The following is a 26,753-nucleotide window of genomic DNA, read 5'->3' as shown; positions in this document are numbered from 1 at the left end:
CTTGCGATAAAGACATAGAACATGTGGTGTGTGGAGTAGTGAATGTTCCGACGGTATAATGCCTTCGTCGGCGCGGTCCGGTTGTGGCGCGTAATTGCCGCTGTCGGTCTGGGCGCAGCTGCCAGCTCAGTATTGGGCGTAGCGGTCTCTCCGGCCATGGCCGCGACAACCGCAAGTCGCGCTGTCAAGGGCGATGTGGTCAGGGTCAGATTAGGTGGAGACGCCACCCAGACCCGTATCGTCATCGAACTCAATCGCGCCGTCGATGGCAAGGTTGTAACGCGCGACAGCGACGTTGCCCAGCAGGTCATTGCTCTGCCGGACGTCAATCTGGCGTCGAACCTGTCGGGTCAGGGCCAGGGTCTGGTCGCCGACTGGAAGGTCGAGAACATTGCCGGCAGCGTCCGCCTGAAAATCAATTTCAAGGGGAAGGGCAAGATCTATCGTCGCTTCCTGCTGCCGCCCGCCGATGGCATCAGCGTCTACCGCTACGTCGTAGACGTGGTGCCGGGTAATGCCGACACCTCCGTCGACAAGCCGGCGCCGGTGCCCGTCATCGCCACGCCGGTCGCGTCCGGGCGCACCCAACTGGCCTCCGACGATAGCCATGGCAAGAAGATCATCATCATCGATGCCGGACATGGCGGCAAGGACCCCGGTGCGCTGGGCGAAAGCAGCTATGAAAAGGACGTCAATCTGGCCGCGGCCCGCGCCCTGCGAGACGCCCTCGAAAAAACCGGCCGCTACAAGGTCATCATGACCCGCGACACCGACACCTTCGTCGACCTGCCGGCGCGCGTCCGTATCGCCCGCACCGCTGATGCCGACCTGTTCATCTCGCTGCATTCCGACGCCGGCGGCAGCGGGACAACCAGCGGCGCTTCCATCTATACCCTGTCGGATTCGGGCACGGAACGCGCCGCGAAAAAGGCTCTGGTCAAGGGCGACTGGTCCCTGGCCGATCCACCGGCGGACGCAATCGTCAACCGTATCCTGATCGACCTGACGCAGCGCGCCACCAAGAACCGTTCCGCTACCTTCGCCCAGCTGGTCATGGATCACATCAGCGCTTCGACGCCGTTGTTGAAGACCAATCTGCGCCAGGCCGGTCTGTTCGTCCTGCTGGCGCCCGACGTTCCGGCCGTTCTGCTGGAGATGGGGTTCGTCAACAATGACAGCGATGAGGCCATGCTGAACGATTCGCGTCACCGCGAGATCATGATGGGACAGGTCGCCCGGGCCATCGATCAGTATTTCACCAACGAGGTGCGCTATGCCTCCTTTGCCGGCCTGCCGTAGGATACAGTCGTAACACATTGATTTGCATGGGACCTTGCCGGATATGGCAAGGTCCTTTTGCTATTTGGTGATAACGGACGAAATTTCTGCGAATAGCTTTGCCTATTCCCCGGGGTTTGGTAAACGTGTGGGGATATGCCCGCGTCCGAACTGAAGCGGGAGATCGGTCGAGTCCGGAGGTTGTTTGCTTAAGTCGTCTGAGCGTTGGTTCCAAATGGCGGGCGTCGCCCTGATGACGGTCGTCGCCATTGCGGGCTTCGCTGTGGCCATCTATGCGGCCTGGTTGTTTCGTGACATGCCCGACGGGTCTGAACTGGCGGATTTCCGGCCGGTCAATTCGGCGCGCGTCTTCGCCTGGGACGGCACATTGATCGGTGAATACGGCCAGGAACGCCGTATCAACGTCCCCTATGACCGCATTCCTCCGCGTCTGGCCCAGGCCTTCCTGGCCGCCGAAGACCGCAGCTTCTTCCAGCATTCCGGCGTCGACGTCGCGGGCGTCAGCCGCGCGATGATCAAGAACGTCTATAACTTTGTCACCGGCCGACGGTTTGAAGGTGGTTCCACCATCACCCAGCAGGTGGCCAAGAATCTGTTGCTGAACAACGAACGGACGATCGGGCGCAAGCTCAAGGAAGTGATCATGGCACGGCGCCTGGAGGCGTCGCTATCCAAACAACAGATCCTTGAGCTGTATCTCAATGACATCTATCTCGGCTACCGTTCCTATGGGATCGGTGCGGCTGCGTTCAACTATTTCGGCAAATCGGTCGATCAATTGACCCTGGCCGAGATGGCGTTTCTGGGCGCCCTGCCCAAGGGGCCGGAAAACTATCGCCCGTCGACCCACAAGGACGCGGCCATAGCGCGGCGCAACTGGGTGCTGGGCGAAATGGCCAAGGCCGGTTGGGTGACCAAGGACGAAGCCGCGGCGGCGATGAAGGAAGACCTGGTCATCCAGTCCAAACCGCAACGCGCCCTGTATCACGACGCAGACTACTTCGTCGGCGAGGTTGAACTGCGCGCCAAGCTGCTCTTCCCCGACGATGCCAACGCCATTTATACCAAGGGCTACTATATCAAGACGACCCTGGACCCGCGTTTGCAGACCATGGCCCGCCAGGCCCTGATGGACGGTCTTGAACTCTATGACCGGCGCCATGGCTGGCGCGGCGGCTGGGAACACGCCAGCCCGACCTCGAACTGGCAGACCTTGGCGGAGGATCACGATCCGCCGTCCGAACGTCCGAACTGGATTCAGGCTATTATCACAACGGCGGGCAAGGGCGCGGTCGCGATCGAGACGATCAAGGGCGCCAAGGGTAATCTCGTCGGATCGGATGTCGCTTGGGCCAATGGCGGCCGCGGGCTGAAGGTCGGCGATCTGATCTTCGTCGAACTGGTCGAAGGTGGCGGCTATCGCTTGCGTCAGGTGCCGAATGTCAACGGCGCCCTGGTCGCCATGGACCCCTATACCGGTCGCACACTCGCCATGGTCGGCGGCTATTCATATTCGGTGTCCAAGTTCAACCGCGCCACCCAGGCCGAGCGCCAGCCCGGTTCGTCGATCAAGCCATTCGTCTATGCTGTAGCGCTGGAACGTGACTTCACGCCGGCGTCGATTGTCGACGATGCGCCGATCTCCATGATGGGCGGCGACGGCAAGATGTGGTCGCCGGAAAATTACGAGCACGATTTCTTGGGGCCGCAACCCTTGCGCCGCGGTATCGAACTGTCGCGTAACCTGATGACCGTGCGCCTGGCGCAAAAGGTCGGGATAAAGCCGATTACGCAGAAGATCGTCGATTTCGGTGTGACTGACTCCATGCCGGCGGAAATGTCGATGGTTCTGGGGGCAGGGGAAGTGACGCCGTTCCGCCTGACCGGCGCCTATTCGATCTTCGTCAACGGCGGGCGCAAGGTTCGGCCGCACCTGATCGACCAGGTGCTCGATCGCGACGGCAAGGTGGTTTACAAGGCCGATGATCGCGCCTGCGTTACCTGTAACGATCCGTTCAACGGCACGGAAAGCCCACGCCTGCTGCCGGCTGGCCAGCCGGTTCTGGATCCGATTGCATCCTACCAGATCAACAGCTTCCTGCAGGGCGTCGTCCAGCGCGGGACCGCGCGCGCCGCCAGTTCGCTCGATATTCCGATGGGCGGCAAGACGGGTACGACCAATGACTACCGCTCGGCCTGGTTCGTCGGCTTTACCGCCGACATGGTGGTGGGTGTATTCGTTGGCTTCGACGATAACCACAGCCTTGGCGAACACGAAACCGGCGCTGTCGCGGCATTGCCGATCTGGATGGACTTCATGAAGTCCGCCAATGCCGGCAAGCCCAAAAAGCCGTTCCCCAAGCCACGCGATGCGGTCTTTGTGTCGGTTCGCGGCATTGAGGAAGCCTTCCGTCCGGGCACCGAGCCCAAATATGACGCGACGGCACCGCAGGAGGACGGCCCCAAGCCCTATCTCGATACGTGGCAAGACACGGATATCGATGAAAGCGCGCCGGTCACATCCCCCGTCGAGCAAGCACCTCAACCCAAGAAGAAGACTTTGGAAGACGCCACCGCCCTCTACTAGGCGAAGCCACCGGGATGGCCTGCAAAGTGTCATCCCCCATCAATGCGCCTTCGCATTGTTTTCACAATGCTGGGGATACGATGCCCACGTACCGAAGTACGCTCCGCTTCGTTTCTCGCGAGCTAACACTTTTCGGCTCATCCGGGCGGCTTAGCTCGACGGTGCAAGAAAGAAGGGTTGCGTGGCGGCGCGGCTAGAGATAAACCCGCACCTCTTTTAGATTTGGAATATCACCATGCGTTTGGATATCGAGACCTCTGCGTCCGAGATCGAGCAGTCCATAGGTCTGCTCAGGAGGCGTCTTTGACTGGGATGTCGCACTTCGCCGTCTCGATGAACTGAACGCCCGCGTCGAAGATCCGACGCTGTGGGACAAGCCGGAACAGGCCCAGGCCGTGACGCGTGAACGCTCCAAGCTGGCGGCGTCCGTCGAGGCCGTCCGTTCGCTCGAAAAGGTCCTGAAAGACGCCATCGAATTCGCCGAACTGGGCGATATGGAAGGCGATGAGACCCTGATCGAGGAGTCGCGCGCCATGCTGAAGGGCCTGAAAGCCCAGGCCGGCCGCGCCGAACTGGAAGCCCTGCTGTCCGGTGAAGCTGATGGCAATGACGCCTATGTCGAGATCAATTCCGGGGCCGGCGGCACCGAATCCTGCGACTGGGCCGGTATCCTGCTGCGCATGTATACGCGCTGGGCCACGGCCCACGGCATGACTGTCGAGATCGAGGAAGAAACGCCCGGCGAACAGGCGGGCATCAAGTCCGCAACGCTGTTGATCAAGGGCGAAAACGCCTATGGCTGGCTGAAAACCGAGGCTGGGGTTCACCGCCTGGTCCGTATTTCGCCGTTCGATTCCAACGCTCGCCGGCACACGTCGTTTGCCTCTGTCTGGGTTTTCCCCGTCGTCGACGACACCATCGTCATCGACATCAATCCGGCCGACGTGCGCACCGATACCTATCGCGCTTCGGGCGCCGGCGGACAGCACATCAACAAGACCGACTCCGCTGTGCGCCTGACGCACATCCCGACCGGTATCGCCGTCGCCTGCCAGGCCGGCCGGTCGCAGCACGCCAACCGTGACGAAGCGTGGAAGATGCTGCGAGCGCGTCTGTACGAGCAGGAACTGCAGAAACGTGAAGCCGCGCAACAGGCGCTGGAAGACCAGAAGACCGATATCGGCTGGGGCCACCAGATACGCTCGTACGTCCTGCAGCCATATCAGATGGTCAAGGACCTGCGCACCAATGTCGAGACTTCGGACAGCCAGGGTGTGCTGGACGGTGATCTGGATGAGTTCATGGGCGCATCGCTGGCGCAGCGCGTCGGCGTCACGCGTGACGCAGCGGACGCTTAAAGTTCGGGTTTCCCAACCTGGGCGCCGTCGGCAGTCTTGGCCATATTGACGACCTCAGCGGCCTTGGCCATGTCGGTGGCCGATCCGGCGTTGATTGGCGCCTTGCGGCGGCCCTTTTTCAGGATAATCTGCGATCCCATGTATCGCGTGTAAACCTGAGTGAATTCAGCGCCCAGGAAGAATATCTGCGTGGAATAGTAGATCCAGACCAGGACGACGATCAGCGATCCGGCGGCGCCGTAGGTCGAGCTGAAGGCGCTCTGGCCTAAATAGAGGCCGATCAAAAGCTTGCCGAAGGTGAAGAGCAGGGCGGTGATGGCGGCGCCGATCCACACATCACTCCATTTGATATGAACGTCCGGCAAGACCTTGTAAATCATGGCGAAAAGCAAGGTTATGACGGTGAATGAAATCAGTTCATTGATGAGATGAAGGACGAAGGTGATCGGGATCAGGCCGCCGAAAAAGGTGCTGATCGCCGAAAGGGCCGCCGAAATGACGAGGGCCATGAGCAGCAAGAAACCGACCCCCAGGATAATCACGAACGACAGCAGACGCTTCTTGATAAACCACGTCCAATGGCCGCTTTCGCGTTCTTCCACATTCCAGATCACATTCAACGCGTCCTGAAGCTGGGCGAAAAAGCTGGTTGCCGAGACGATCAGGGTCACCAGGCCGATCAGGGTGGCGACATAGTTGGCCTTTGGGTTGCTGGAATTGGCGAGGATGGTTTGGATGGCGGCGGCGCCTGCGTCGCCTATGAGGCCGCGAATTTCAGCGAAAATGTAGTGGCTTACAGCATCGCGACCAAAGGCCAGGCCGGCCATGGCGATAACGATCAGCAACAGCGGGCCGATCGACAACATGCTGTAGAAGGCCAGGGCGGCGCCCAGGCGCGGCACCTTGTCATCGTTCCATTCGCGTATGGTTTCGCGGAAAATGAACCAAAAGGCCGCCAGGGTAAGCGGCGGTCGCGTCTTGGGCTTGGGAACCGACATGAGGTGATCGCCGTGAAAAAGGCAGGTTAAGGCGGGTTTAGGGCGATTTTATGAGCGAGTTCGTCAGATTTCCAAGCACGATGACGATACTCGTCGTGCTTGGCAAGGGCGACTGCCCGCCGCCGCTTTATGCGGCGAGCCACGCGGCGTTTGAGCTGAAAAAACTAATACCAACCTGCACCTAATCTGTCAGCATCTGTGCAGGTTGGTATTTATGAAAAAAGCCGGAGGAGAGCAAGTCTCTTCCGGCTTTCGCAGACTATGTTCGCAACGTGATTACTTGAGGTCGCCCAGGGCGCTCATGTCATAGGTGCCCAGGCTGGGCGTGCCGTAGTCGGTCGTCGCGGCAGGCGCGCTGACGGAAGGCGAGGTGCTGGCCGGCACGTCGCCCGCGCGGCGCGATTGCAGGCAGCGGCCCTGGAAATAGGCCCCGACGTCGATCGCAAGGGCTTCATGGGTGATGTCGCCTTCGACATAGGCCGTGGCCTGAAGCTTGACCTGCTTGCCACTGATGGCGCCGACGATGCGACCGCGGACCTCGATGGTTTCAGCCTCGACCTTGCCTTCGATGCTGCCGGATTCACCGACGGTCAGGTGCGCGACCTTGACGTCGCCGCGAACTGTGCCTTCGAGAAGCAGATCACCCGAACCGGTGATATTGCCATCGATGACCAGGCCGGAACCGAAGCTGGACATTTTGCCGGAGGGCGCACTGGCCGGCCGGGCGCGGGCCAGATTGACCTGCGGCGTTTCGATGGGCGGCGGGGTCACGGGGCGCGACGGCGCGGGTTGAGCGGGTTTGCTAGTTTTGTTGAACATAATCTCCTGCCTTCAAAAAGCGTGCGGGGTTTTGAGCACGACCGCTCTGCCAGACTTCGTAGTGAAGATGGACACCGGTCGAACGTCCTGTGGAGCCCATGGAAGCGATACGCTGGTCGACCGCGACGCGCTGCCCGACATGGACGGCGAAGGAGGCCAGGTGAGCGTAACGCGTCTTGAAGCCGTTACCGTGGTCGATTTCAACGCAATTGCCGTAGCCAGTGCGGACGCCGACATAGGAAACGATTCCCGGGGCGGTGGAATAGATGGGGGTCAGATAGGCGCCGGCAAAATCCTGGCCGCTGTGAAAACGCGGCGCATGATTAAATGGATCGAGGCGAACACCGTAGCCAGAGGTTTCGCGGGTGCCGACGGTCGGGCGGCCGAACGGCATATGTATCGAGCTGTCCTGGAGGCCACGCATGTCCGACAGGTCATTGGCGGCGTTGGAGATGCGGCGAGCGAAGTCTTCATCGACATTCAGCACAGCCGCCAGGGTCTTGGCGTCATTACCGGCGAGCGGTCCACCCTGGCCGGTGCCAGCGAAGGCCGCGGGATTGAGGCCGGCGATGCGGAAGGCCAGGCGGAGGCGTTCGGCGCGGGTCTTGGCGAAGGTTTCGGCCTGGCTGACCATGCGTTCCTGTTCGGCGCGGACCGAATAGATGCGTTCCATGGGGGGCAGGCTGTCATCGATCGGGGCCGGGCTGAGGGCCAGGGCGGCGCCGGGTACGCCTTTGAAATCCTTCAGAAGGCTGACCAGGCCGGCATGGCGGTTTTCAACGGCCTTGGCCAGTTCGTCGAGTGAACCGGAATTGGCGGTCGCTTGTTGGGTTGCCATGTCGAGCCGGGCCTGACGATCGGCAATCCAGCGTTCCGACTGCGCCTTAAGCATACGCATCTGGTTTTCGGAGCCGGCACCGTGCGCCGCGGCGAAAAAAATCGTGATGCCGGTCGCAATGGCCAGCCATGTCATCAAAGCCGAGGCCAGGAATATGAACAGGAACTGCTTGCCCGAGGTCAGGACATAGCCCTTGGTTTCGCCGCCCGTGCGTATGTAAAATTGGCGTTCCGGAAGGATTGACTCCATCCAGTCGCCCAAGCTTTCAGAGCTGTTCTTACGCATCACCGCCACACCTAAACCGTTTATTAATTATGCCTTTGTGATTCGGACAGCGCAAGTTTTATATCGTGTCAACAGGCAGACTGACGCCAGGAGATTCAAAAGGACGAGATAAAACATAGGGTTCTGATATGATGTCACGGTTCATGTCCCATTATGAATGTCTTACCGCCGTGACCTTCAAGATTGATGCCGTTTCGCCCGTGGGGGGAAGCCGGCACACCTAGATAGTGGTGTGCGCCCCGGACGCAACGTCTGTAGCTCAAACCTGTAAAGATTTGACCACGGCCAGTACATCGGCGACGTGGTTCTTCACGCGTATCGCACGCCAGACATGGCGGACCATGACCAGAGGATCGACGACAAAAGTCGAACGATCTGTCCCGATATAGGCACGGCCATACAGAGTCTTTTCAATCCACGATCCAAAGGCGTCGATGACCTGCGTCGACTCGTCTGAAAGAAGGGGCATCTTCAAACCATATTTCACAATGAATTTATCGTGCGATTTCAAGCTGTCCTTCGAAACGCCTAACAGCGTGACGCCCATTCGGGTGAATTCCGGCAGGGCGGCGGAGAAATCGCAGGCCTCCTGAGTACAGGTCGGGGTGTTGTCGGTGGGGTAGAAAAACAGCACAGTCCAGTGTCCGCGCAGGCTGGCCGCGCTCACCACTGTGCCATCGCTGGACGGCAGTTCGAAATCAGGTACCGGATAGGGGGTGAAAGAAGTTTCCGGTTGAGACGATTTCGCCATGACATAGCCTCGCTTAAGTGTCTAAAGAGACATTTGGTTTACTAGAAGAGTCGCGCCCGTTCCAGTTTGTCTTTGGCCATGTTGTCTTTGGCCTGCTTCGGGACGGCGCGTCCAGACGAAACAAAACCTCCCCGGACACAGACTTGCTGCCAGACCGTGTAAAGAAGCTGTTCGACATAATCCGAAAGCGCCTGCGGCTGTTTGTCTTCGGCTGGCTGCTGCTGATGGTGGCTGTCCTGTCCTGGCGGTTGGCGGCCGGGCCTATACGGATCGACGGCATCAAGCCGATCATCGTGTCCCGCCTGGAAAGTACCTTGCCCGGGACTCATGCCAGTATCCGCCATCTCGACCTTGTCTGGTTCGGTGACGCGCGCGCGGTCGGCTTTCGCTTTGAGGAGCTGATGATCCGCGACAGCAGGAACCGTATCATCGCGAGCGCTGGCCGTATGGAAACCGCCCTGGCGGCCGACAGTCTCGTCCTGATGCATTTCGCGCCGGCACGCTTGACGGCGCAGGACTTCTATATGGTCGCTTCAGTATCGAAGGAAGGGCGTTATGACCTGGGCTTCGAAGCGCACGGCACCCCAGGCAAGGGCGAGGAGGGCCTCGATCGCTTTCTCTACGACCTGACAGGGCGCGAGAAGCTGGGACAGCCGGTCAGCTTCACGCGCCAGATCAGCCTGAAAGACGGGGAATTGCGCCTGATCCAGGAGGGCGGTGCGCTCGACTGGACGGCCCGTGTCGCCACAATCGATTTTTCCAAGCTGCACAACAAGCTGGAAAGTCATATAGATCTGACGATTGCAGGGTCTTCCTCACAGGCAGGTTCGAATGTCGCCAGCTTGAAGGTACAGGCCAATGGCGTTGTCGGTTTGAAGCAGGCGGCGATTTCGGCCAATCTGCATGGTCTTGTGCCGGCCGACATTTTTCCGTCCGTTGGCATCACGCGAAAAATCGCCGTGATCGATGCGCCGGTCGATGGCCTGGCGCGGATAGATTACAGCATCGACAAGGGGTTCCAGGGCGCCTGGCTGGATATAGACGCCGGCGCCGGTCATGTCACCTTCGGGGGCACGCAGCAGGATTTTGACGGTGCGCGGATAAAGGCGACCTATCGTTCGGCCGATCACACGGCACAGTTCGAAACCTTTCAACTACGCTCCAACCTGCTCGATACCGACCTGTCGGGCAAGGTGACCATTACGCCGCAGGACCGGGCGAAAAAACGCGACCTGCGCATCGCTTTCGACTTTTCAGGACCGCGGCTTACCGGACGTCTGGCCGACGATTTCGCGCGACAGACCCTGACCAATGCCCATTTCAAGGGCGCCTATACGCCCCAGCAGCGCCGGCTCGACATCGAGACCGGCACCGGACTGCTCAATGGCGCACCTTTCGATAGCCAGGGCGCCGTATTCAGCGACGAAAAGGGCCAGCTGGGGACGGACCTGACGGCGCATATCCGCGGCCGCTTTTCAAAGGATGAGGTCTTCGCCTTCTGGCCCGAAGACCTGTCACCCATCCTGCGCGGCGACCTGATCAGGCGGATCAAGGGTGGCGATTTCGCCAATGCCGATTTCGTCATGAAGGCGCCGGTCGGGCATTTCGAGCCTTTCCAGATGAAGGACGAAGACCTGCGCCTCGATTTCGATTTCAGCCATATGAGCCTTGGGATCGAAAAACGCATGCATGACGCCGGCAACCTGGCAGGCCACGGTATCCTGAAGGGCAACAGCTTCGCCATGGACGTGACCGGCGGGCAGTTGGACGATGTCGTGCTGACAAAGGGGGCGCTGATGGTGCCCAGTTTCCAGGACCACAGTACATCGACCCATATCTGGCTGGAAAGCACGAGCACCGCAGTTGCTGTCATCGAGGCTGTGGATCCATTGACGGGCGGGGAACTGGGGACGCACGGCTTGAACGCCGATCGCCTGGCCGGCGACGCCCAGGTCCATGTCGATATTACGTTTCCAACTTTCAAGCCCATCAACAACAGCACCTTCGGCGTTACCTTCAAGGGCCAGATCGTGCAGGCGGGACTGAAGCAGGCGGCGCTAGGCTGGGATCTGAGCGAAGGCAGCCTGACCATCACCGGTGATCTGCTGGCCGATCGTCTGGTTGTCACGGGGCCGGCACGGCTCGGGCCCTACACAGGCGATGTAAGCTACCGTACGCAGTTTATGCCGAAGACCCAACTGGTCGATTTCAAAGGCAGTTTCAACGCCGCGCAGTTCGGCGGTTCTCCGCGCGTGCCGGTGGCGATCACCGGCCAGTTCACCATGGCCGACGGCAAGGGTGAGGGGACGGTCGATTCCGATATCTTCCGCGGCAATGTCACATGGTCGGGTGACCCGGCCGTCGATCAGGGACGCCCGACCCAGGTAGTTATCGAGGGCGTGACGCTGGGGCTGGGCATGGAGGCCCAGGGCCTGCCGATCTTCGAGCGCTTGAAACGCGAATTGCCGACGCGGATATCCCTGCTGCGGTCGGGGGAAATATGGGCCGGCGAGGTGGATGCCGAGTCGCTGTCGGGGGATCTGGCCTATATCCAGGGCCAGCGGCCTCGTATGGTCTACAAGTCTATTATCACGCCCGATGAAGCCAGCGAACTGGGCTTTGGCGGATTGCCGGTGTTCAACCAACCGCGTCACCTGACGGTCAATGTCGCCCTGGACAGCGAGTCCAAGGAGGCTCTGGTCAAGCTCGACGATCTCAATGCCGTACTGGGTTGGTCCGAGGTTGCCGGCAGTGATGAGTTGCTGCGCCGTATGAAGATGACCGTGCGCCCGGAGGACTGGGTGACTCTGGGCCTGCCCGTGGCCTTTTTCAAACCCGTCGGTCCGACGGAGGTCACCGCCCTGTGGCAGCAGGCTTCCGGGCACCTGCTCGGCAAGGTGAGTTTATTGGGTCAAGTTGTTGATTTTGATATGCCTTCCCGGGAATCGGTTGCGGCGAACGCTGATGACCCCTATGGCTTGCGTATCCACGGTCATGTAACCGATCAGGTTCTGGCGGCTCTGGGCTACAACCATGATCCGGTCGAGATTGCCGGCGATGTGGCGTTTGCGTTCAGCCTTTATGACGCGCCAGGCCATCCCGCCGGCGTGGTCAATATCGATGCCGGCCAGGCGGCGCTGGGTGTCAAGGCAACAGATTGGCATAAACCGGTCGGCGAGGTGGCGCAGTTCGCGGTGTCGCTGGACAATCCGGCACCAGACGGCGCGGACCGGGCGGGGGTAAACCTGTCGCGGATCTATGGCACCGGGGACCGCATCCGGATTGACGGGCGGGCGGCTTTTGACGCTGATAGCGCGCTAGAATTTGCCGATTTTTCAGATATTTATCTGAGAGACTTCATGGATGTGTCATACAAATATTACGCCATCAAGGACGGGGATAGCGATGTGGTGGCGATTTCCGGCAAGCAACTGGACCTGCGGCCGTGGTTGAAGGGTTCCGATGACGTACCAGCGGCCAAACCTGCTGCGGGCGACAGGGCCGCGACCCCGGACGTAACCAAGGCGGGGGCGACGCGTACGGCAAATGCGCGACCTGTGCACCTGGTTGTTGATCTCGAGCAATTGCGCTTGTCGGCTGACGGCGCCTTTACGCGTCTGGCGCTCGATGTGAATTGGGACGGCCGTAATGGTATCGACGGCCAGGGTTCGGCCATGACGGCCGACGCCAAGCCCCTGGCTGTGACCTTCAAATCGCAGGGCGGATACAGCCTGTTCAGTCTCACTACGAACGATCTGGGCAGTGTCGTGCGCACGGCTTCGGGCCAGCGTAATCTGTGGGGCGGCGAGGCGGTGATCGAAGGCGCCTATATGGACGGCCAGGTCGACGCGTCACTGAAGGGCGAGCATATTCGCGTCAAGCAGATCCCCGTCCTGGCGCAACTGCTAACCGTGGCGTCGCTGGAAGGCGCCGCGGACACGCTAACAGGCGAAGGGATCGCCTTCAGCGATTTCGAGTTCCCCGTCCGCTATCGCGACCACCGACTTTTTATCAATGACGGCTGGGCGAAGGGCGGCGCGCTGGGGATTAGCGTGCGGGGAACAACCGATTTCGACGCCAAGACTGTAGATTTCAGCGGCACCTTGATTCCGGCCTACCGCGTCAACGCGATGTTCGGTGACCTGGGGTCGAACGGCCTGGGGCTGCTGGGGCTGAAATATGGCCTGAAGGGCGGCTACAAGGCGCCGGTCGTCGCGGTCGATCCCCTGTCTTTGATCATGCCGGGATTTATCAAGGTTTGGGAACGCGATCAGGGCAAGCCTCCGATCGAAGCGCTGAACCTGCCGTCGGTCAAGGACAGGCTGGCGCAGATCCGCGAAGAGAATGAGGCCAGGCTGAAGAATTAGGGCGTAACAATGCTGGCATAGATGCGTTAGACGGTTTAATCTCGGCGTTGAATGCGAACAGATTTTCTGGCTTGCCGTGCCACAATGCCCTGGCGCAACGCTTCATACAGTGGTTGCGGCAGCATGCCATAGTCGTATTTGGCAGTCCCCGGTATTTGCCTAAGGTCATAGCCCGGCCAGATGAAGCTGTTGAGTTCCTCCAGCCTGAGCCAGTGGCGGTCCCTGTCGAGACCAAGGGCTCGGCAGGTTGCCGTCGGCATCTCGATCGAATCTGCCGAATTGTCAGGTGGCGCGTGCGTAATCGGCGCCACAATGACGGTAATATCGCCGTTTGCCTGTCGAGACGTCGCGACCACTATAGCGCAAGGTCGATCTTTTGCTGCCTCGTCGGCGCCACTATCTTGTTCGTGGCTCCACAAAAAGCCGTAACGAATAACGAGGCCCGGCTTCGGGGCAGGAAACGTCACAGGGGGGCGACGCCGTATTCGGCCGCCTGAATATCGGCGAGGACGTCGTCACTCAGTTCGCCAACCTTGAGAACTTGACGTTCGCGAGCCTTGAGTCTTTCGTAATGCGCAAGCTCTTCGGCAGAGAGATAGCCCCCAATCACACGGTCATGGCTGGTAACGACAATGATCTTAGCGCGGATAGCCTCATCCTGATAGCGAGCGAAGTTACGTGCGAAAGTCGTCGCGGCGACGGTGGCTGACTGAGTCATGGTATACTCCTTGAATGTGTAAATTACACAATTTACACATTCTGTCAAGGTGGCCTACCGAGGCGTTGCCATCAGACCGGCTTGACCAACAGGATTTTCTTCTTGCCCTGCGAGACCTTGATGACGCCATCGGCCGTCAGGTCGGCGGCGGTGACCAACTGGTTGCCGTCCGTAATGGCGACATCGTTGACCCGCAAGCCGCCGCCCTGGGCCAGGCGGCGGGCTTCGCCGTTCGACGCCGTCAGGCCGATCTTCGTCGCCAGAGCCGCCAGCATGATGCCATCGTCGATCAACTGCCGTTCGACCTCGACGGTGGGCATGTCGGCCGACATGACGCCCTGTTCAAAGGCCTTCTGGGCGGTGTCACGGGCGGTCGCGGCGGCATCGTGGCCGTGCAGCAGGCGGGTGGCTTCATCGGCCAGGACCTTCTTGGCGTCGTTGATTTCGGCTCCACCCAGCGCTTCCAGGCGGGCGATTTCGTCGAGCGGCAGTTCGGTGAACAGGCGCAGGAAGCGGCCGACGTCCTTGTCTTCCGCGTTGCGCCAGTATTGCCAGTAGTCGTAGGGGCTGAGCAGGTCGGCATTTAGCCATACAGCGCCCGATGCCGTCTTGCCCATCTTGGCGCCCGACGATGTTGTCAGAAGCGGCGTGGTCAAGCCGAATGCCGTCGTGCCGTCACGGCCTTCACCCATACGGCGGGTCAGTTCGACGCCGTTGATGATATTGCCCCACTGGTCCGAGCCGCCCATCTGCAGGATGCAGTTCTGGCGCAGGTTCAATTCGCGGAAATCGACAGCCTGCATCAGCATGTAGTTGAATTCGAGGAAGGTCAGGGGCTGTTCGCGTTCCAGCCGCAGCTTGACCGAATCGAAGGTCATCATGCGGTTGATGGTGAAGTGGGTGCCGAACAGGCGCAGGAATTCGATATAGCCGTAGCCCGAAAGCCAATCGTCATTATTGACCATGATGGCGTCGTTACCGGTGTCACCGAAGGTGAGAAATTTGGTGAATACCTGTTTGATGCCGTTCAGGTTTTCGGCAATCTTGGCGTCGTCGAGCAACTGCCGCTGGGTATCCTTGCCCGAGGGATCGCCGACCTTGGTCGTGCCGCCGCCCATCAGGACGATCGGCTTATGACCTGTCTTCTGCAACCAGCGCAGCATCATGATCTGAACCAGCGAACCAGCGTGCAATGACGACGCCGTGGCATCGAAACCGATATAGGCCGTGATCATCCCCGAATTGGCCAGGGCGTCGAGCGCTTCGGCGTCGGTGCACTGGTGGATAAAGCCACGCTGTTGCAGCGTGTTCAGGAAATCGGATTTGAAGCTGGACTCGGTCATGGCTATGGTCGTTATCTTGGGCGTTGTCTGGGGGCAGATGCGCGTCGCGGTCGTCTGTGGCCCGAACCATGGCCCGCCGTCAAGAAATTCGTTGTAAAGAAAGCGCGATGGAGCTCAGGAGAATTTCGGTGGAAGCGGCGGAAGACCTGGCCGCGCTGTCGGTCGAGACCTTTCGACTGGCCTATGGCGATCTGCACAGCCCTGAAAATATCGCGGCCTATTGCGCGGCCGTCTATACGTCGGCGAAGATGCGCGCCTTGCTGAGCGATCCGTTGATTCATTGCGAAATGGCATGGCTGGGCGGCGCGCCAGCGGGCTATGTCATGGTGTCGCATCATAAGGCGCCGACGGCGTTGGCCGAGCTCTCATCAGAGCTGAAGCGCCTCTATATCCTGCCGGACGGCTATGGCACCGGGTTGGGGCAAGCCCTGTATGCGCGCGCCGTTGCGGTCGCTCAGGGGCGCCTTTGGTTGAGCGTTGCTGATATTAACCTGCGGGCGCGGCGGTTTTACGACAAGCTCGGCTTCGCGGCCGTTGGCGCCGGACCGGTCTTTAGGGTCGGGACGGATCGGGTAACGTCAACGCTTATGGCGCAAACGTCGGGAGTCTGATTTAATGGCCGGGACGCGGAGGACAGAGATATGAAGGTTTTGGGATTTATGACCGGTACGTCGCTGGACGGGATCGACCAGGCGATTATCGATACCGACGGCGAAGCGCAACTGGACCTGGGGCCCTGGTCTGAAACGCCTATGCCAGCGCAGGTTCGCTCTGTCCTGGAGCAGGCCGTCAAGGCGGCTTTGGCATGGCCGCGCGGTGCTGCCGAGCCAGCGATCTTTACTGAGGCGCGCCGTGTACTGGTCGACTATCATCTTCAGTCAGCAGATCAATTTTTGCAGTCTAACGGTTTGATATTCAAGGATATTGACCTGATGGGCGTCCATGGCCAGACGGTCCTGCATGAACGGCCCCAACATGGACTTAGGGGACGGACAGTGCAGTTGTTCGATGGTCAGGCCTTTGCCGATGCGACCGGCGTGACCGTGGTCAGCGATTTCCGCCAGGCAGATGTGGCGGCGGGGGGCGAGGGCGCGCCCTTGGCCCCCGTCTATCACCGTGCTCTTGTGCAGAAGGCCGGGCTGGAATTGCCGGTCGTGGTGGTCAACCTGGGCGGCGTCGCCAATATTACCCTGATCGACGAAGATACGAAACTGATGGCGCTGGACACCGGCCCGGCCAATGGCCTGATGGATCAGTGGATGCGCCGGCACGATCGTGGCGATTACGACCATGAGGGCCAGATCGCAGCGTCCGGCCGGGTCGATGAGGACGTCGTGGCGGCCTATATGGGCCATCCCTATTTCGCGGCATCCGCGCCCAAGTCGCTGGATCGGTATGATTTTACGCTCGAGCGGGTGCAAGGCCTGGATCTGGCGGACGGCATGGCAACTTTGAGCGCCTTTACCCTGCGCAGCCTTCTGGCGGGCATCGAGGCGGTCGGGGCACGGCCGAAAACGGTTGTTCTGGCCGGCGGCGGGAGGCATAATCGGCATCTGGTCAGCCAGATCGCCGCGGCCCTGGCGCCGGCGCAGGTCATTCCGGCGGAGACGCTTGGCTGGCGCGGCGGCGCGCTTGAGGCCGAAGCTTTTGCCTATATGGCGGCCCGGACCTTGCGCGGACTGCCGATCTCCTTCCCGGGCACGACGGCGGTGCCGGAGCCGATGACCGGCGGCGTGATCAGTTCGCCGCGCGGACATGCGCAATCCGTCGCTTGAGGAGTTGACATGAAGCGTCTGGTTTTATTGTCGATTCTGGCCTTGGCGGCCTGTTCGCCCAAGACCGATAAGGTTGAGCCGTCATCAAGCGCGGAGGTTGCCTCTTCGGTTACGCCGCCGCCCGCGCCAGCGTCCGCTAACCCTGTGGTTCAAACGGAGATTCCGGCGGCCTTTGTCGGTACCTGGGACGCCACCCCGGAGGCTTGCAAGGACACCAGCGTGATGAAGCTGACCGTGACAGCCAAGGCGCTCGATTTCTGGGAAAGCACGGCCTACGCGACCAAGGTCACGGTGACATCGACCACCGATATAACGGTCGATGCCGACAGCTCGGGCGAAGGCGAAGAATGGAAGGACACTCTGCACATGGTGCTGAGCGACGACGGCAAGACCCTGACCATCAATGACGGCAAGACCGGCGTGCGGGTGCGCTGTTCTTAAGAGCCGAACCTGAAAGATTTGTAATCCGTCCGGACGTTGGCGAAGGCGGGCCCGCATGATAGTTCCATAGGCAACCAGTATTTTCGTGAGGTTGGCAGATGGCGGGTAGGGTTATTTTCGGTTTTGCGGCGGCGCTTGCCTTGATGACGGCACCGGGGTTCGGCTGGGCCCAGAGCGCCGGTGATATCGATACGGCCATCCAGGCGGCGATGTCGGCCAGCCAGACACCGTCGGCTTCGGTCGCCGTGGTCAAGGATGGCAAGGTCATCTACGCCCGCGCCTTTGGTGACGCCGTAGTGTCGCCCGAAGTGGCAGCCACGCCGGCGACGCGTTACCAAATCGCCTCCGTATCCAAGGAATTTACCGCCGCGGCCGTTCTGTTGTTGCAGGAGGACGGCAAGCTGTCGCTGGACGACACGGTGGCCAAGTGGTTCCCCGACCTGACCTCGGCCGACAAGATCACGGTGCGGCAGTTGTTGAGCCACACATCTGGCTATTCCGACTACTGGCCGCAGGACTACGTCATGACGATGGTGACCCTGCCCACGACTCCGCAAGCCGTCATGGACACCTATGCCAAGGCGCCGTTGGATTACCAGCCGGGCGACGACTGGCAATATTCGAACACCGGCTATGTCGTGGCCGGGCAGATCGTGGAGAAGGCGTCGGGACAGCCGTTGTTCCAGTTTTTGCAGGAACGGATTTTGAAGCCGGTTGGCATCAACGACGCCTTCGATATTACCGACGGCAATCTGACGGCGCCCGACGCGACGGGCTACCAGCGTCAGGGGCTGGGACCCAATCGGCCGGCGCCGCTGGCCGGACGTGGCTGGACCTATGCGGCATGGCCCCTGGCGCTTACAGCGGAAGATGTCGCCAAGTGGGACGCCAGCATCCTGAAGCGGTCGCTGCTGAAGCCTTCCAGCTATGACACGCAGGTGCAGACGATCAAGCTGAACAACGGCAAGGACAGCGGCTATGCCATGGGATTGTTCGTGCGCAAGGACAACGGCCATACCCTCTACCAGCACGGCGGCGAGGGTGCGGGCTTCCTGTCGGACAATCGCATCTATCCCGATGACAACCTGGCCATCGTGGTCTTGACCAATACCATGTCGGGCTCGGCACATACGGACATTGGCGACCGGATTTCGTTCATGTACCTGCCTTTGCAAGGACCGGACGCCCTGGTGTTGAACCTGTTCGAAGGCCTGCAGGCTGGCAAGGTCGATCGCGCGGGCTTTACCGCGAACTTCAACGCCTACCTGACACAGACAGCCCTGGACGATTTTCAGGCGAACCTCGGTGCACTGGGCAAGCCTGTGACCTTCAAGCTGGTCGGCAGCAATCTTCGTGGCGGCATGGAGCAGCGGAGCTACCGCGTGCGCACGCAAGGCGGTAAGCTGGTCAGTGTCAATGTCTATCTGACGAAGGACGGCAAGGTCGAGCAGTTCCTGGTTTCGCTACCGGTTTAAAGGTAACGGGTCTCACTGGGTTCGTGCCACCAGTCATTGTCGCGGCCATTGAAATATTTGACCGGCGCCTCGACCAGTTCGGCTTCGCTGATGTCGTCGAGCGCCGCGATCTTGACCGAGACATAGTCGCCGCCGATTTCGGGCACATGGCCGTGGCCGTGAGTCGCGACACCGCAGGTCTTGCAGAAGCAGTGATAGCCACTTTTCGTCCCGAACTGGTAGCCACCGAGATTATCTTCTCCCGAAAGCAGCTTGAAATCCGCCGGCGAGGCCAGGCCGATGGCCCAACTGCGCTGCTTCCAACAGATGGAGCAGTTGCATTTACCCGTGCCCTGGCTGAGGTCGATTTCGGCCTGGAACGTGACGGTTTTGCAGTGGCAACTGCCGTGATAGGTCTTTTTCATGTGGCGCCTCGCAGGATGAGTGTGAGACGAGACTATCGCACCAACTGTCAAAACTTGGCAGTGGGCGGCTAGCCCGCTGTGGCCGACAGGCGGCGGTCGAGATAGGTGCCGACGTGCGTCTTGACGTCGTCTAGGTGGTCGACCCAGAAATGGTTGGCGTCGGGTACGACTTCGTGGTCGATGGTGATGCCCTTTTGCGTGCGCAGCTTGGCAACGACGCGATCGACCTCGGCCGTCGGCACGATGCTGTCATTGCCGCCGTGCAGGAACATACCGGACGCAGGGCAGGGGGCCAGGAAGCTGAAATCATAGGCATTGGTCGGCGGTGAAACCGAGATAAAGCCGTCGGTTTCGGGACGGCGCATCAGCAACTGCATGCCGATATAGGCGCCGAAGTCGTAGCCGGCGACCCAGAACTGCGAGGCGGTCGGATTCTTGGCCTGCAGCCAGTCGAGCGCGGTGGCGGCATCGGCCAGTTCGCCGATCCCGGAATCGAATTCGCCCTGGGACTTGCGGACGCCGCGGAAATTGAAACGCAGGACCGAGAAGCCGCGCGTCATGAACAGGTGGAACAGTTGCACCGTGACCGGATGGTCCATATGACCGCCGGCCTTGGGGTGCGGATGCAGAATCAAGGCGATGGGCGCGTTTTCGGTTTTGCCGGCGCTGTAGCGGGCTTCGATACGACCAGCGGCGCCCGCCAGGATGACTTCAGGCATTCATTCACCTTATGAATCAAAAAATTCCGCAGTGCACACCATAATTCTTGACTGTTTTAGTAGGAATTACTAAACTTCAATCCAGCCTCAGGTGCGACCGATCGCGCCTATTAGCACAAAGAATTGTCTTTGCGCAGGTTTTTGCAACAATTCCGCAAGGTGCTTTCCATGCGCTTATCCACCAAGGGACGTTACGCGGTTATGGCCATGACCGATCTGGCCTTGAACGGTCAGGTGGCGACGTCTTCCGGCGCGTCGGGCAACCGGCCGATCTCGCTGTCGGAGATTTCCGAACGCCAGCAGATATCGCTGAGCTATCTCGAACAGCTGTTCGCGCGCCTGCGCAAGGCTGGTCTGGTCAAGAGCGCGCGCGGGCCGGGCGGCGGTTATTCACTGGCGCGCGGAGCGGACCGGTTGTTTGTTTCCGAAATCGTGCTGGCGGTCGATGAGCCGATCAAGGCGACGCGTTGTGAACTGACGTCGAACAAGCTGGGCGCTAACAAGCGCCTGGGCAAGGATGAGGCCGCGCGCGAAATTGGCTGCATGCCAGGTGGCCAGCGCTGCCTGACGCATAATCTGTGGGAAGATTTGGGTAGTGCTATTCATGACTATCTCAGCCAGGTGTCGTTGGAAGACGTGATCCGCAAGCGGACGCGCAAGAAGGTGCAGATCACGGCGCCGGATGTGCGCGCTGATTCGGGACGGCATGTCCTGGTGGAGGCGCAGGCTTGACGCTTTATCTCGACCACGCTGCGACCTCGCCATTGCGCCCCCAGGCGCGCGATGCGTTTCTGCGTGCGTCGGAGCTGGGCGGCAATGCGTCGTCGGTCCACAGCGTCGGACGCAAGGCCAAGGTGGCGCTGGAAGACGCGCGAGCGGCGATATTGGGCGCAGTTGGCGGGATTGGTGGCGGCCTGGTCTTTACGTCGGGCGGAACCGAGGCCAATGCCCTGGCGCTGCATCAGGCGGTTGGTTTCGACCGTGTGGTGATGTCCGCAGGCGAACACGACAGCCTTTACGGTGCTGTCCTGGGCGCGACGATCGCGCCGCTGACGCGCCTGGGCCAGATCGATATCGCCGCGCTGGAAGGCTTGCTGGCACAGGACGGGCGAGCCTTTGTTTGCGTCATGCTGGCCAATAACGAAACCGGCGTGATCAACGACGTGGCGCGTGCGGCGGAAGTTGTCCGTGCGCACGGTGGCTGGCTGCACGTCGACGCGGTTCAGGCGCTGGGCAAGATAGAGATAGATTTTGCCGCACTGGGCGCTGATTCGATGAGTCTGAGCGCACACAAGATCGGTGGCGGGCAGGGCGTCGGCGCCCTCATCTATGATCGCGATCGAGTCTTGAAGGCGCGGACAATCGGCGGCGGCCAGGAACTGGGTTTGCGCGCCGGTACGGAGAACTGTCCGGGGATCGCGGCCTTTGCAGCTGCGGTTACGGCCTGTCAGCCGGCGGACGCGACGGTGTTACGGGCCCAGGCTGAGGTCGAGTTGGGGTTGAAGGCCCTGGGCGTTGAGATAATCGGTGCGGAAGCGCCGCGCGTGCCGGGTGTCCTGTGCCTGGCCCAGCCGCACTGGACGTCGTCCCTGCAGTTGATTCACATGGACTTGGCGGGTATCTGCGTCAGCTCCGGTTCGGCCTGTTCGTCGGGCAAGGTCAAGGCCAGCCGGATCGTCACTGCGATGGGACGGCCCGAACTGGCCGAAAAGGTATTGCGGGTGTCGGCCGGGTGGACCACAACACCCGACTATTGGCAGCGTTTTTATGACGTTTGGTCAAAAGGTTATGAAGTGTATTTGAAGCGTCACGCGAAGGAAATGGCGTAATGGCCGCGGTCAAGGAAACCATCGACACGGTCGCCAAGCTCGAAACCTATGAGCACGGCTTTGTCACCGATATCGAGATGGACTTCGCCCCCAAGGGGTTGAATGCCGACATCGTGCGCTTCATCTCGGCCAAGAAGAACGAGCCGGAATGGATGCTGGAACTGCGTCTGGCGGCTTTTGAACGTTGGCTGAGCATGGAAGAGCCCGACTGGGCCAAGGTCCATTACAAGCGCGTCGATTACCAGGACCTGTACTATTACGCCGCGCCGAAGAAGAAGGAAGGGCCGAAGTCGCTCGACGAGATCGACCCGGAAATCCTGGCGACTTATGCCAAGCTGGGTATCCCGTTGCGCGAGCAGGAGGTTCTGGCCGGCGTCGTCGGCGCGCCGAAATACGCCGTCGATGCGGTGTTCGATTCGGTTTCGGTGATCACGACCTTCAAGGACGAGTTGAAAAAATTCGGCGTCATTTTTTGTTCTATTTCAGAAGCCTTACGGGAACATCCTGAACTGGTGCGTCAGTATCTGGGATCGGTCGTGCCGGTGTCGGACAACTATTTCGCGGCCTTGAATGCGGCGGTGTTCTCCGACGGTTCATTCGTCTATGTGCCGCCGGGCGTGCGTTGCCCGATGGAGCTGTCGACCTATTTCCGCATCAATGCCGAAAATACCGGCCAGTTCGAGCGGACGCTGATCATCGCCGACGCCGGCGCCTATGTCTCCTATCTTGAAGGCTGCACGGCGCCGCAACGCGACGAAAACCAACTGCATGCCGCCGTGGTCGAACTGGTTGCGCTCGACGACGCCGAGATCAAATATTCGACCGTGCAGAACTGGTATCCGGGCGATGCCGAGGGCAAGGGCGGGATCTACAACTTCGTTACCAAACGCGCCGACTGCCGCGGCGCGCGCTCGAAGGTGTCGTGGACCCAGGTCGAGACCGGATCGGCTGTAACCTGGAAATATCCGTCGTGCATCCTGCGCGGCGACGGCAGCGTCGGTGAATTCTATTCGATCGCCGTGACCAATGGCGCCCAACAGGCCGATACCGGCACCAAGATGATCCACCTGGGCAAGAACACGCGGTCGCGTATCATTTCCAAGGGCGTGTCGGCGGGGCGGTCGTCCAACACCTATCGCGGCCTGGTCTCGGCCCATGCCAAGGCGAGTGGCGCGCGGAATTTCACCCAATGCGACAGCCTGCTGATCGGCAAGAGCTGCGCCGCCCACACCGTGCCCTATGTCGAAAGCGATACTGCCCAGGCGCAGTTCGAGCACGAAGCCACGACGACGCGGCTATCGGAAGACCAACTCTTCTACGCCATGCAGCGCGGGTTATCGCAAGAAGAGGCCGTGGCGCTGCTGGTCAATGGCTTTGTCCGTGACGTGTTGCAGGAACTGCCAATGGAGTTTGCCGTCGAGGCGCAAAAGCTGGTGGCGATCAGCCTTGAAGGCAGTGTCGGATGACACTGGACCCTGAGCAAGCGCAATACGTGAAAGATCTGGCATTTCAGGCGGCTTATGGAGCTTGGGCCAACGACCCTGAAATCCGTAATTCCAGTGTGGCCTATCTTGAGCACGGTATGCCGGCGAAAGAGGAAAGCTTGTTGGTCCGGAAACTTGTCACACTGGCTGCACTGGACGCTGACCATGCATGGGAAGCGCCGGTCCTGACTGGAAAACCTGCGGCTTTTGCCTGTGCAATCTTGGAACAATTGAATAAAGACAATGCTTAATATAGAAAATTTGACCGTTTCCGTCGACAAAAAGACCATCCTGAAAGGCTTATCGCTGAGCGTGCCCGCGGGTGAAGTCCATGCCGTCATGGGGCCCAACGGCGCCGGCAAGTCGACCCTGGGCTATGCCCTGGCCGGGCGGCCGAACTATACGGTGAGCGGCGGGACCGCGACCTTCAACGGTGAGGATCTGCTGGACAAGGCCGTCCATGAACGCGCTGCCGCCGGATTATATTTGTCATTCCAGTACCCGCTCGAAATTCCCGGCGTTCCGGCCTTAACATTTTTACGCACGGCATTGAATTCGCAGAAAAAACTACGTAGCGAAGCCGAGGTGACGGCGCCGGAGTTCCTGAAAAAGGTACGCGAGATCGCCAAGCGTCTACGCATCGATATGGACATGCTGAAACGCCCTTTGAACGTCGGTTTTTCCGGCGGTGAGAAGAAGCGCATGGAGGTCCTGCAGATGGCCATGCTGGAACCGAAGTTCCTGATTCTCGACGAAACCGATTCCGGCCTCGATATCGATGCCCTGAAGGTGGTATCGGACGGCGTCAATGCCTTGCGCGCGCCCGATCGTGGCATGCTGGTCATTACGCACTATCAGCGCCTACTCGATCATATCAAACCCGATGCCGTCCACGTCCTGGTCGCCGGCCGGATCGTCCGTTCAGGCGGACCGGAGCTGGCGCTGGAACTGGAAGCCAATGGCTATGACGCCTATGTCGGAGAAGCGGCGTGAACGCATTTCAACCGCTCGATCTGTTCGATTCTTCGTCCTATCCGACGCGCCGGGTCGAGGATTGGAAATACAGTGACCTGAGCCGTGCCTTGCGGGAAATTCCCCAGAAACAGGCTATAGTCAATATTGATTTACCATCGCGTTTTTCGGCTGAGGGATTCACCGTATTTCGTGTCGAAAATGGCGATTATAGCGGTCTGGATAATGCTATTTCCCGTGCAAACGGCAAGCTGTGGCTGCAACATATGTCGGCGGGTGCGGAGGCGGTAACTGTCGGTCATCAGGGGCGCGGCGAGCTAAAGGTTTCAGATAATCAAAGCCTTACCATCTTCGAAACCTATGAAGGCGAGGGCGCCTACGCTGCCAGCACCGAACTGTGGATAAGCGTTGGACAAAACAGTGAATTAACGCGAATTGTCGTGTTGAATGAAGCGGTTAATGCGGTTGTCGTGCGCCGATCCATCATTGAGAATAAACCGGGTTCCAGAGTCCATCAGGCGACTTTTTCAACCGGTGCCCGGTTTTCGCGCTTCGAGACGCATCTTAACCATGCCGGACACGGCGCGCAGGTCACTTTGGACGGCGCCTACCTGCTGAAAGACAAGGCGCATTTCGACCTGACGACGCGCGTCGAGCACGGCGAAATTGACGGCGTCACGACCCAGACCATTCGCGGCCTGGTCCGCGACCAGGCGACCGCCGTCTTCCAGGGGCGAATCCTGGTCAGGCGCGGGGCTGACGGCACCGACGCCCGAATGCGCCATCAGGCGCTGATTCTCAATGACGGCGCCCATATCCGCGCCAAGCCGGAACTCGAGATCTATGCCGATGATGTGCAGTGCGCGCACGGCAATACGATCGGCGCGCTGGATGAAGAGGCCCTATTCTTCTGCCAGACGCGCGGGATGGACGAGGCGACGGCGCGTGGCCTGTTGACCCATGCCTTTGTCGTGCCCGTGGCGGATGCGATTCCAGATGACGTATTGCGCGCAACTGTGTTGAATTTCCTCGAAGAAAGTTCGGAGTCTTTCCATGCCGTTTGACATCGAACAGGTCCGCGCCGACTTTCCTATCCTGTCGCGAGAGATCAATGGCAAACCGTTGGTCTATCTCGACAGCGGCGCCAGCGCCCAAAAGCCCAATGCGGTGATCGACGCCATGTCGACCGCCATGCGTCATTCCTATGCCAATGTGCACCGCGGGCTGCATCGGTTGGCCAATGAGACGACCGATGCCTATGAAGCCGGACGCGAGACTGTGGCGCGGTTTATCGGCGCCGGCGTCAACGAGATCGTCTTTACCAAGTCGGCGACGGAGGCGGTCAATCTGGTCGCCAATAGCTGGGGTGATCGGCTGGTTGAAGGCGACGAAATCCTGACCACCGAGATGGAGCATCACGCCAACATCGTGCCGTGGTACATGTTGGCGCAACGCCGGGGCGCGGTGCTGCGCTATGTGCCGATCCTCGATGATGGCAGTCTGGATATGGCGGCGTTCGACGCCATGCTGACCGATAAGGTCCGGATCGTGGCCGTCACCCATATGTCGAATGTCCTGGGCACGATCAATCCGGTCGCCGACATCGTTGCCAAGGCCCACGCGGTGGGCGCCAAGGTTGTGGTCGACGGCGCCCAGGGCGTGGTTCACCTGCCGGTCGACGTAAAGGCGCTGGACGCTGATTTTTATGTCTTCTCGGCGCATAAGCTGTACGGCCCAACAGGTCTGGGCGTACTTTATGCCAAGGCCGAGTTGCTGGAAGCCATGCCGCCGTGGCAGGGCGGCGGCGAGATGATCGCGCGGGTGACCAAGGACAAGATTACCTGGAACGACCCACCGCATCGCTTCGAGGCGGGGACGCCGGCTATTCTGGAAGTGATCGGGCTGAAGGCGGCCATCGACTGGCTGTCGCAATACGATCGTGAAGATGTCCTGGCCCACGAGCACGCGCTGTATCAACGGGCGCATGACCAACTGAAGAGCATCAACAGCTTGCGGATCTATGGCGAGGCGCCAGGCAAGGGTTCGATCCTGACCTTCTCGCTGGGCCAGGCCCATGCCCACGACGTGGCGCAGATCCTTGACCGCTACAATGTCGCTGTTCGCGCCGGCACCCACTGCGCCGAACCGTTGATGACGCGACTGGGCGTGACCTCTACCGTTCGCGCTTCCATAGCCCTATATAATACTGAAGCCGAGATCGATGTCCTGGCCGAGGCGGTACAGAAGGCGCAGAGCTTTTTTGCCTAATATGACCTTTACATGAGTAATGA

Annotated in this window: 25 protein-coding genes; 16 read left to right on the top strand and 9 right to left on the bottom strand. The window is 60.2% G+C overall.

The features are described from left to right. The first annotated feature begins 42 nt into the window (after positions 1 to 42). The 3 genes from AC1DXO_RS16885 to prfB all read left to right on the top strand — a co-directional run bounded on the left by AC1DXO_RS16885 (position 43) and on the right by prfB (position 5,244). Complete coding sequence (locus AC1DXO_RS16885; protein WP_476979335.1) at positions 43 to 1,299, top strand: N-acetylmuramoyl-L-alanine amidase family protein; 1,257 nt, start codon at positions 43 to 45, stop codon at positions 1,297 to 1,299. A 214-nt stretch (positions 1,300 to 1,513) separates the two neighbouring features. Beyond that, positions 1,514 to 3,886, top strand: a complete 2,373-nt coding sequence (locus AC1DXO_RS16880; RefSeq protein ID WP_476979463.1) for a penicillin-binding protein 1A — start codon at positions 1,514 to 1,516, stop codon at positions 3,884 to 3,886. Between the two features lie 235 nt (positions 3,887 to 4,121). Beyond that, positions 4,122 to 5,244, top strand: a protein-coding gene (gene prfB / locus AC1DXO_RS16875; RefSeq protein ID WP_476979334.1) for a peptide chain release factor 2 whose coding sequence is annotated in 2 segments (ribosomal slippage) — positions 4,122 to 4,190 and positions 4,192 to 5,244 — 1,122 coding nt in all. Because the reading frame shifts where the segments join, the coding sequence is not laid out codon by codon here. Here prfB and AC1DXO_RS16870 read toward each other — a convergent pair. Beyond that, the gene (locus tag AC1DXO_RS16870) at positions 5,241 to 6,242 is read right to left on the bottom strand and encodes a YihY/virulence factor BrkB family protein (RefSeq protein WP_476979333.1); all 1,002 of its coding nucleotides are present in this window, start codon (positions 6,240 to 6,242) and stop codon (positions 5,241 to 5,243) included. The genes prfB and AC1DXO_RS16870 overlap by 4 nt on opposite strands. A gap of 50 nt (positions 6,243 to 6,292) precedes the next feature. On the opposite strand from AC1DXO_RS16870, the gene AC1DXO_RS16865 reads away from it, so the two are divergent. Beyond that, the gene (locus AC1DXO_RS16865) at positions 6,293 to 6,427 is read left to right on the top strand and encodes a hypothetical protein (protein ID WP_476979332.1); all 135 of its coding nucleotides are present in this window, start codon (positions 6,293 to 6,295) and stop codon (positions 6,425 to 6,427) included. 91 nt (positions 6,428 to 6,518) lie between these two features. Here the strand turns inward: AC1DXO_RS16865 and AC1DXO_RS16860 are convergent, their stop codons facing one another. From AC1DXO_RS16860 to AC1DXO_RS16850, 3 genes are all read right to left on the bottom strand, one after another. Then, complete coding sequence (locus tag AC1DXO_RS16860; protein WP_476979331.1) at positions 6,519 to 7,061, bottom strand: bactofilin family protein; 543 nt, start codon at positions 7,059 to 7,061, stop codon at positions 6,519 to 6,521. Next, on the bottom strand, positions 7,045 to 8,184 hold the full coding sequence (locus tag AC1DXO_RS16855) for a M23 family metallopeptidase (protein ID WP_476979330.1): 1,140 nt from the start codon (positions 8,182 to 8,184) through the stop codon (positions 7,045 to 7,047). Before AC1DXO_RS16855 ends, AC1DXO_RS16860 begins: the two co-directional genes overlap by 17 nt. A gap of 259 nt (positions 8,185 to 8,443) precedes the next feature. After that, positions 8,444 to 8,935 (bottom strand): peroxiredoxin, encoded by a 492-nt coding sequence (locus AC1DXO_RS16850; protein ID WP_476979329.1) that lies wholly within the window; start codon positions 8,933 to 8,935, stop codon positions 8,444 to 8,446. Positions 8,936 to 9,078: 143 nt separating this feature from the next. Between AC1DXO_RS16850 and AC1DXO_RS16845 the strand changes: the two genes are divergently transcribed. Then, on the top strand, positions 9,079 to 13,302 hold the full coding sequence (locus AC1DXO_RS16845; protein WP_476979328.1) for a hypothetical protein: 4,224 nt from the start codon (positions 9,079 to 9,081) through the stop codon (positions 13,300 to 13,302). A gap of 35 nt (positions 13,303 to 13,337) precedes the next feature. Here AC1DXO_RS16845 and AC1DXO_RS16840 read toward each other — a convergent pair whose 3' ends face one another. From AC1DXO_RS16840 to tyrS, 3 genes are all read right to left on the bottom strand, one after another. Next, positions 13,338 to 13,769 carry a hypothetical protein gene (locus AC1DXO_RS16840; protein WP_476979327.1) on the bottom strand — a complete coding sequence of 144 codons (432 nt, stop codon included), beginning with the start codon at positions 13,767 to 13,769 and terminating at the stop codon, positions 13,338 to 13,340. Continuing rightward, the gene (locus tag AC1DXO_RS16835; protein WP_476979326.1) at positions 13,766 to 14,020 is read right to left on the bottom strand and encodes a hypothetical protein; all 255 of its coding nucleotides are present in this window, start codon (positions 14,018 to 14,020) and stop codon (positions 13,766 to 13,768) included. The genes AC1DXO_RS16840 and AC1DXO_RS16835 overlap by 4 nt, the downstream gene beginning before the upstream one ends. A gap of 71 nt (positions 14,021 to 14,091) precedes the next feature. After that, positions 14,092 to 15,363, bottom strand: a complete 1,272-nt coding sequence (tyrS, locus tag AC1DXO_RS16830; RefSeq protein ID WP_476979325.1) for a tyrosine--tRNA ligase — start codon at positions 15,361 to 15,363, stop codon at positions 14,092 to 14,094. Between the two features lie 107 nt (positions 15,364 to 15,470). Here tyrS and AC1DXO_RS16825 point away from each other — a divergent pair, with 107 nt between their 5' ends. The 4 genes from AC1DXO_RS16825 (at position 15,471) to AC1DXO_RS16810 (ending at position 19,054) form a co-directional block, all read left to right on the top strand. Further along, positions 15,471 to 15,974 carry an N-acetyltransferase family protein gene (locus AC1DXO_RS16825; protein ID WP_476979324.1) on the top strand — a complete coding sequence of 168 codons (504 nt, stop codon included), beginning with the start codon at positions 15,471 to 15,473 and terminating at the stop codon, positions 15,972 to 15,974. Between the two features lie 30 nt (positions 15,975 to 16,004). Continuing rightward, positions 16,005 to 17,138 carry an anhydro-N-acetylmuramic acid kinase gene (locus AC1DXO_RS16820; RefSeq protein ID WP_476979323.1) on the top strand — a complete coding sequence of 378 codons (1,134 nt, stop codon included), beginning with the start codon at positions 16,005 to 16,007 and terminating at the stop codon, positions 17,136 to 17,138. A gap of 9 nt (positions 17,139 to 17,147) precedes the next feature. Further along, complete coding sequence (locus tag AC1DXO_RS16815; protein WP_476979322.1) at positions 17,148 to 17,579, top strand: hypothetical protein; 432 nt, start codon at positions 17,148 to 17,150, stop codon at positions 17,577 to 17,579. Positions 17,580 to 17,677: 98 nt separating this feature from the next. Beyond that, complete coding sequence (locus AC1DXO_RS16810; protein ID WP_476979321.1) at positions 17,678 to 19,054, top strand: serine hydrolase domain-containing protein; 1,377 nt, start codon at positions 17,678 to 17,680, stop codon at positions 19,052 to 19,054. Here the strand turns inward: AC1DXO_RS16810 and AC1DXO_RS16805 are convergent. Then, positions 19,051 to 19,458, bottom strand: coding sequence for a GFA family protein (locus AC1DXO_RS16805; protein WP_476979320.1), 408 nt, complete (start codon positions 19,456 to 19,458; stop codon positions 19,051 to 19,053). The genes AC1DXO_RS16810 and AC1DXO_RS16805 overlap by 4 nt on opposite strands. Positions 19,459 to 19,526: 68 nt before the next feature. Then, on the bottom strand, positions 19,527 to 20,177 hold the full coding sequence (locus AC1DXO_RS16800; protein ID WP_476979319.1) for an alpha/beta hydrolase: 651 nt from the start codon (positions 20,175 to 20,177) through the stop codon (positions 19,527 to 19,529). 168 nt (positions 20,178 to 20,345) lie between these two features. On the opposite strand from AC1DXO_RS16800, the gene AC1DXO_RS16795 reads away from it, so the two are divergent. From AC1DXO_RS16795 to AC1DXO_RS16765, 7 genes are read left to right on the top strand one after another with little or no spacing between them, the layout of a single operon-like run. After that, entirely contained in the window at positions 20,346 to 20,909 is a 564-nt protein-coding gene (locus tag AC1DXO_RS16795) for an Rrf2 family transcriptional regulator (protein WP_476979318.1), read from the top strand. Then, positions 20,906 to 22,006, top strand: coding sequence for a cysteine desulfurase family protein (locus AC1DXO_RS16790; RefSeq protein WP_476979317.1), 1,101 nt, complete (start codon positions 20,906 to 20,908; stop codon positions 22,004 to 22,006). Before AC1DXO_RS16795 ends, AC1DXO_RS16790 begins: the two co-directional genes overlap by 4 nt. Beyond that, entirely contained in the window at positions 22,006 to 23,472 is a 1,467-nt protein-coding gene (gene sufB / locus AC1DXO_RS16785; protein ID WP_476979316.1) for a Fe-S cluster assembly protein SufB, read from the top strand. The genes AC1DXO_RS16790 and sufB overlap by 1 nt, the downstream gene beginning before the upstream one ends. After that, on the top strand, positions 23,469 to 23,741 hold the full coding sequence (locus tag AC1DXO_RS16780) for a hypothetical protein (RefSeq protein ID WP_476979315.1): 273 nt from the start codon (positions 23,469 to 23,471) through the stop codon (positions 23,739 to 23,741). Before sufB ends, AC1DXO_RS16780 begins: the two co-directional genes overlap by 4 nt. Then, positions 23,734 to 24,483: a Fe-S cluster assembly ATPase SufC gene (gene sufC, locus AC1DXO_RS16775; protein WP_476979314.1), complete on the top strand. Its 750-nt coding sequence runs from the start codon at positions 23,734 to 23,736 to the stop codon at positions 24,481 to 24,483. Before AC1DXO_RS16780 ends, sufC begins: the two co-directional genes overlap by 8 nt. Further along, entirely contained in the window at positions 24,480 to 25,526 is a 1,047-nt protein-coding gene (locus AC1DXO_RS16770) for a SufD family Fe-S cluster assembly protein (RefSeq protein ID WP_476979313.1), read from the top strand. Before sufC ends, AC1DXO_RS16770 begins: the two co-directional genes overlap by 4 nt. After that, positions 25,516 to 26,730 carry an aminotransferase class V-fold PLP-dependent enzyme gene (locus AC1DXO_RS16765; RefSeq protein ID WP_476979312.1) on the top strand — a complete coding sequence of 405 codons (1,215 nt, stop codon included), beginning with the start codon at positions 25,516 to 25,518 and terminating at the stop codon, positions 26,728 to 26,730. Before AC1DXO_RS16770 ends, AC1DXO_RS16765 begins: the two co-directional genes overlap by 11 nt. The last annotated feature ends 23 nt before the right edge of the window (positions 26,731 to 26,753 follow it).

It is taken from the genome of Asticcacaulis sp. P2_C5 (assembly GCF_056404555.1).
Note: the sequence above shows the minus strand (reverse complement) of the source record. Positions and strands in the feature narration are given on the sequence as shown.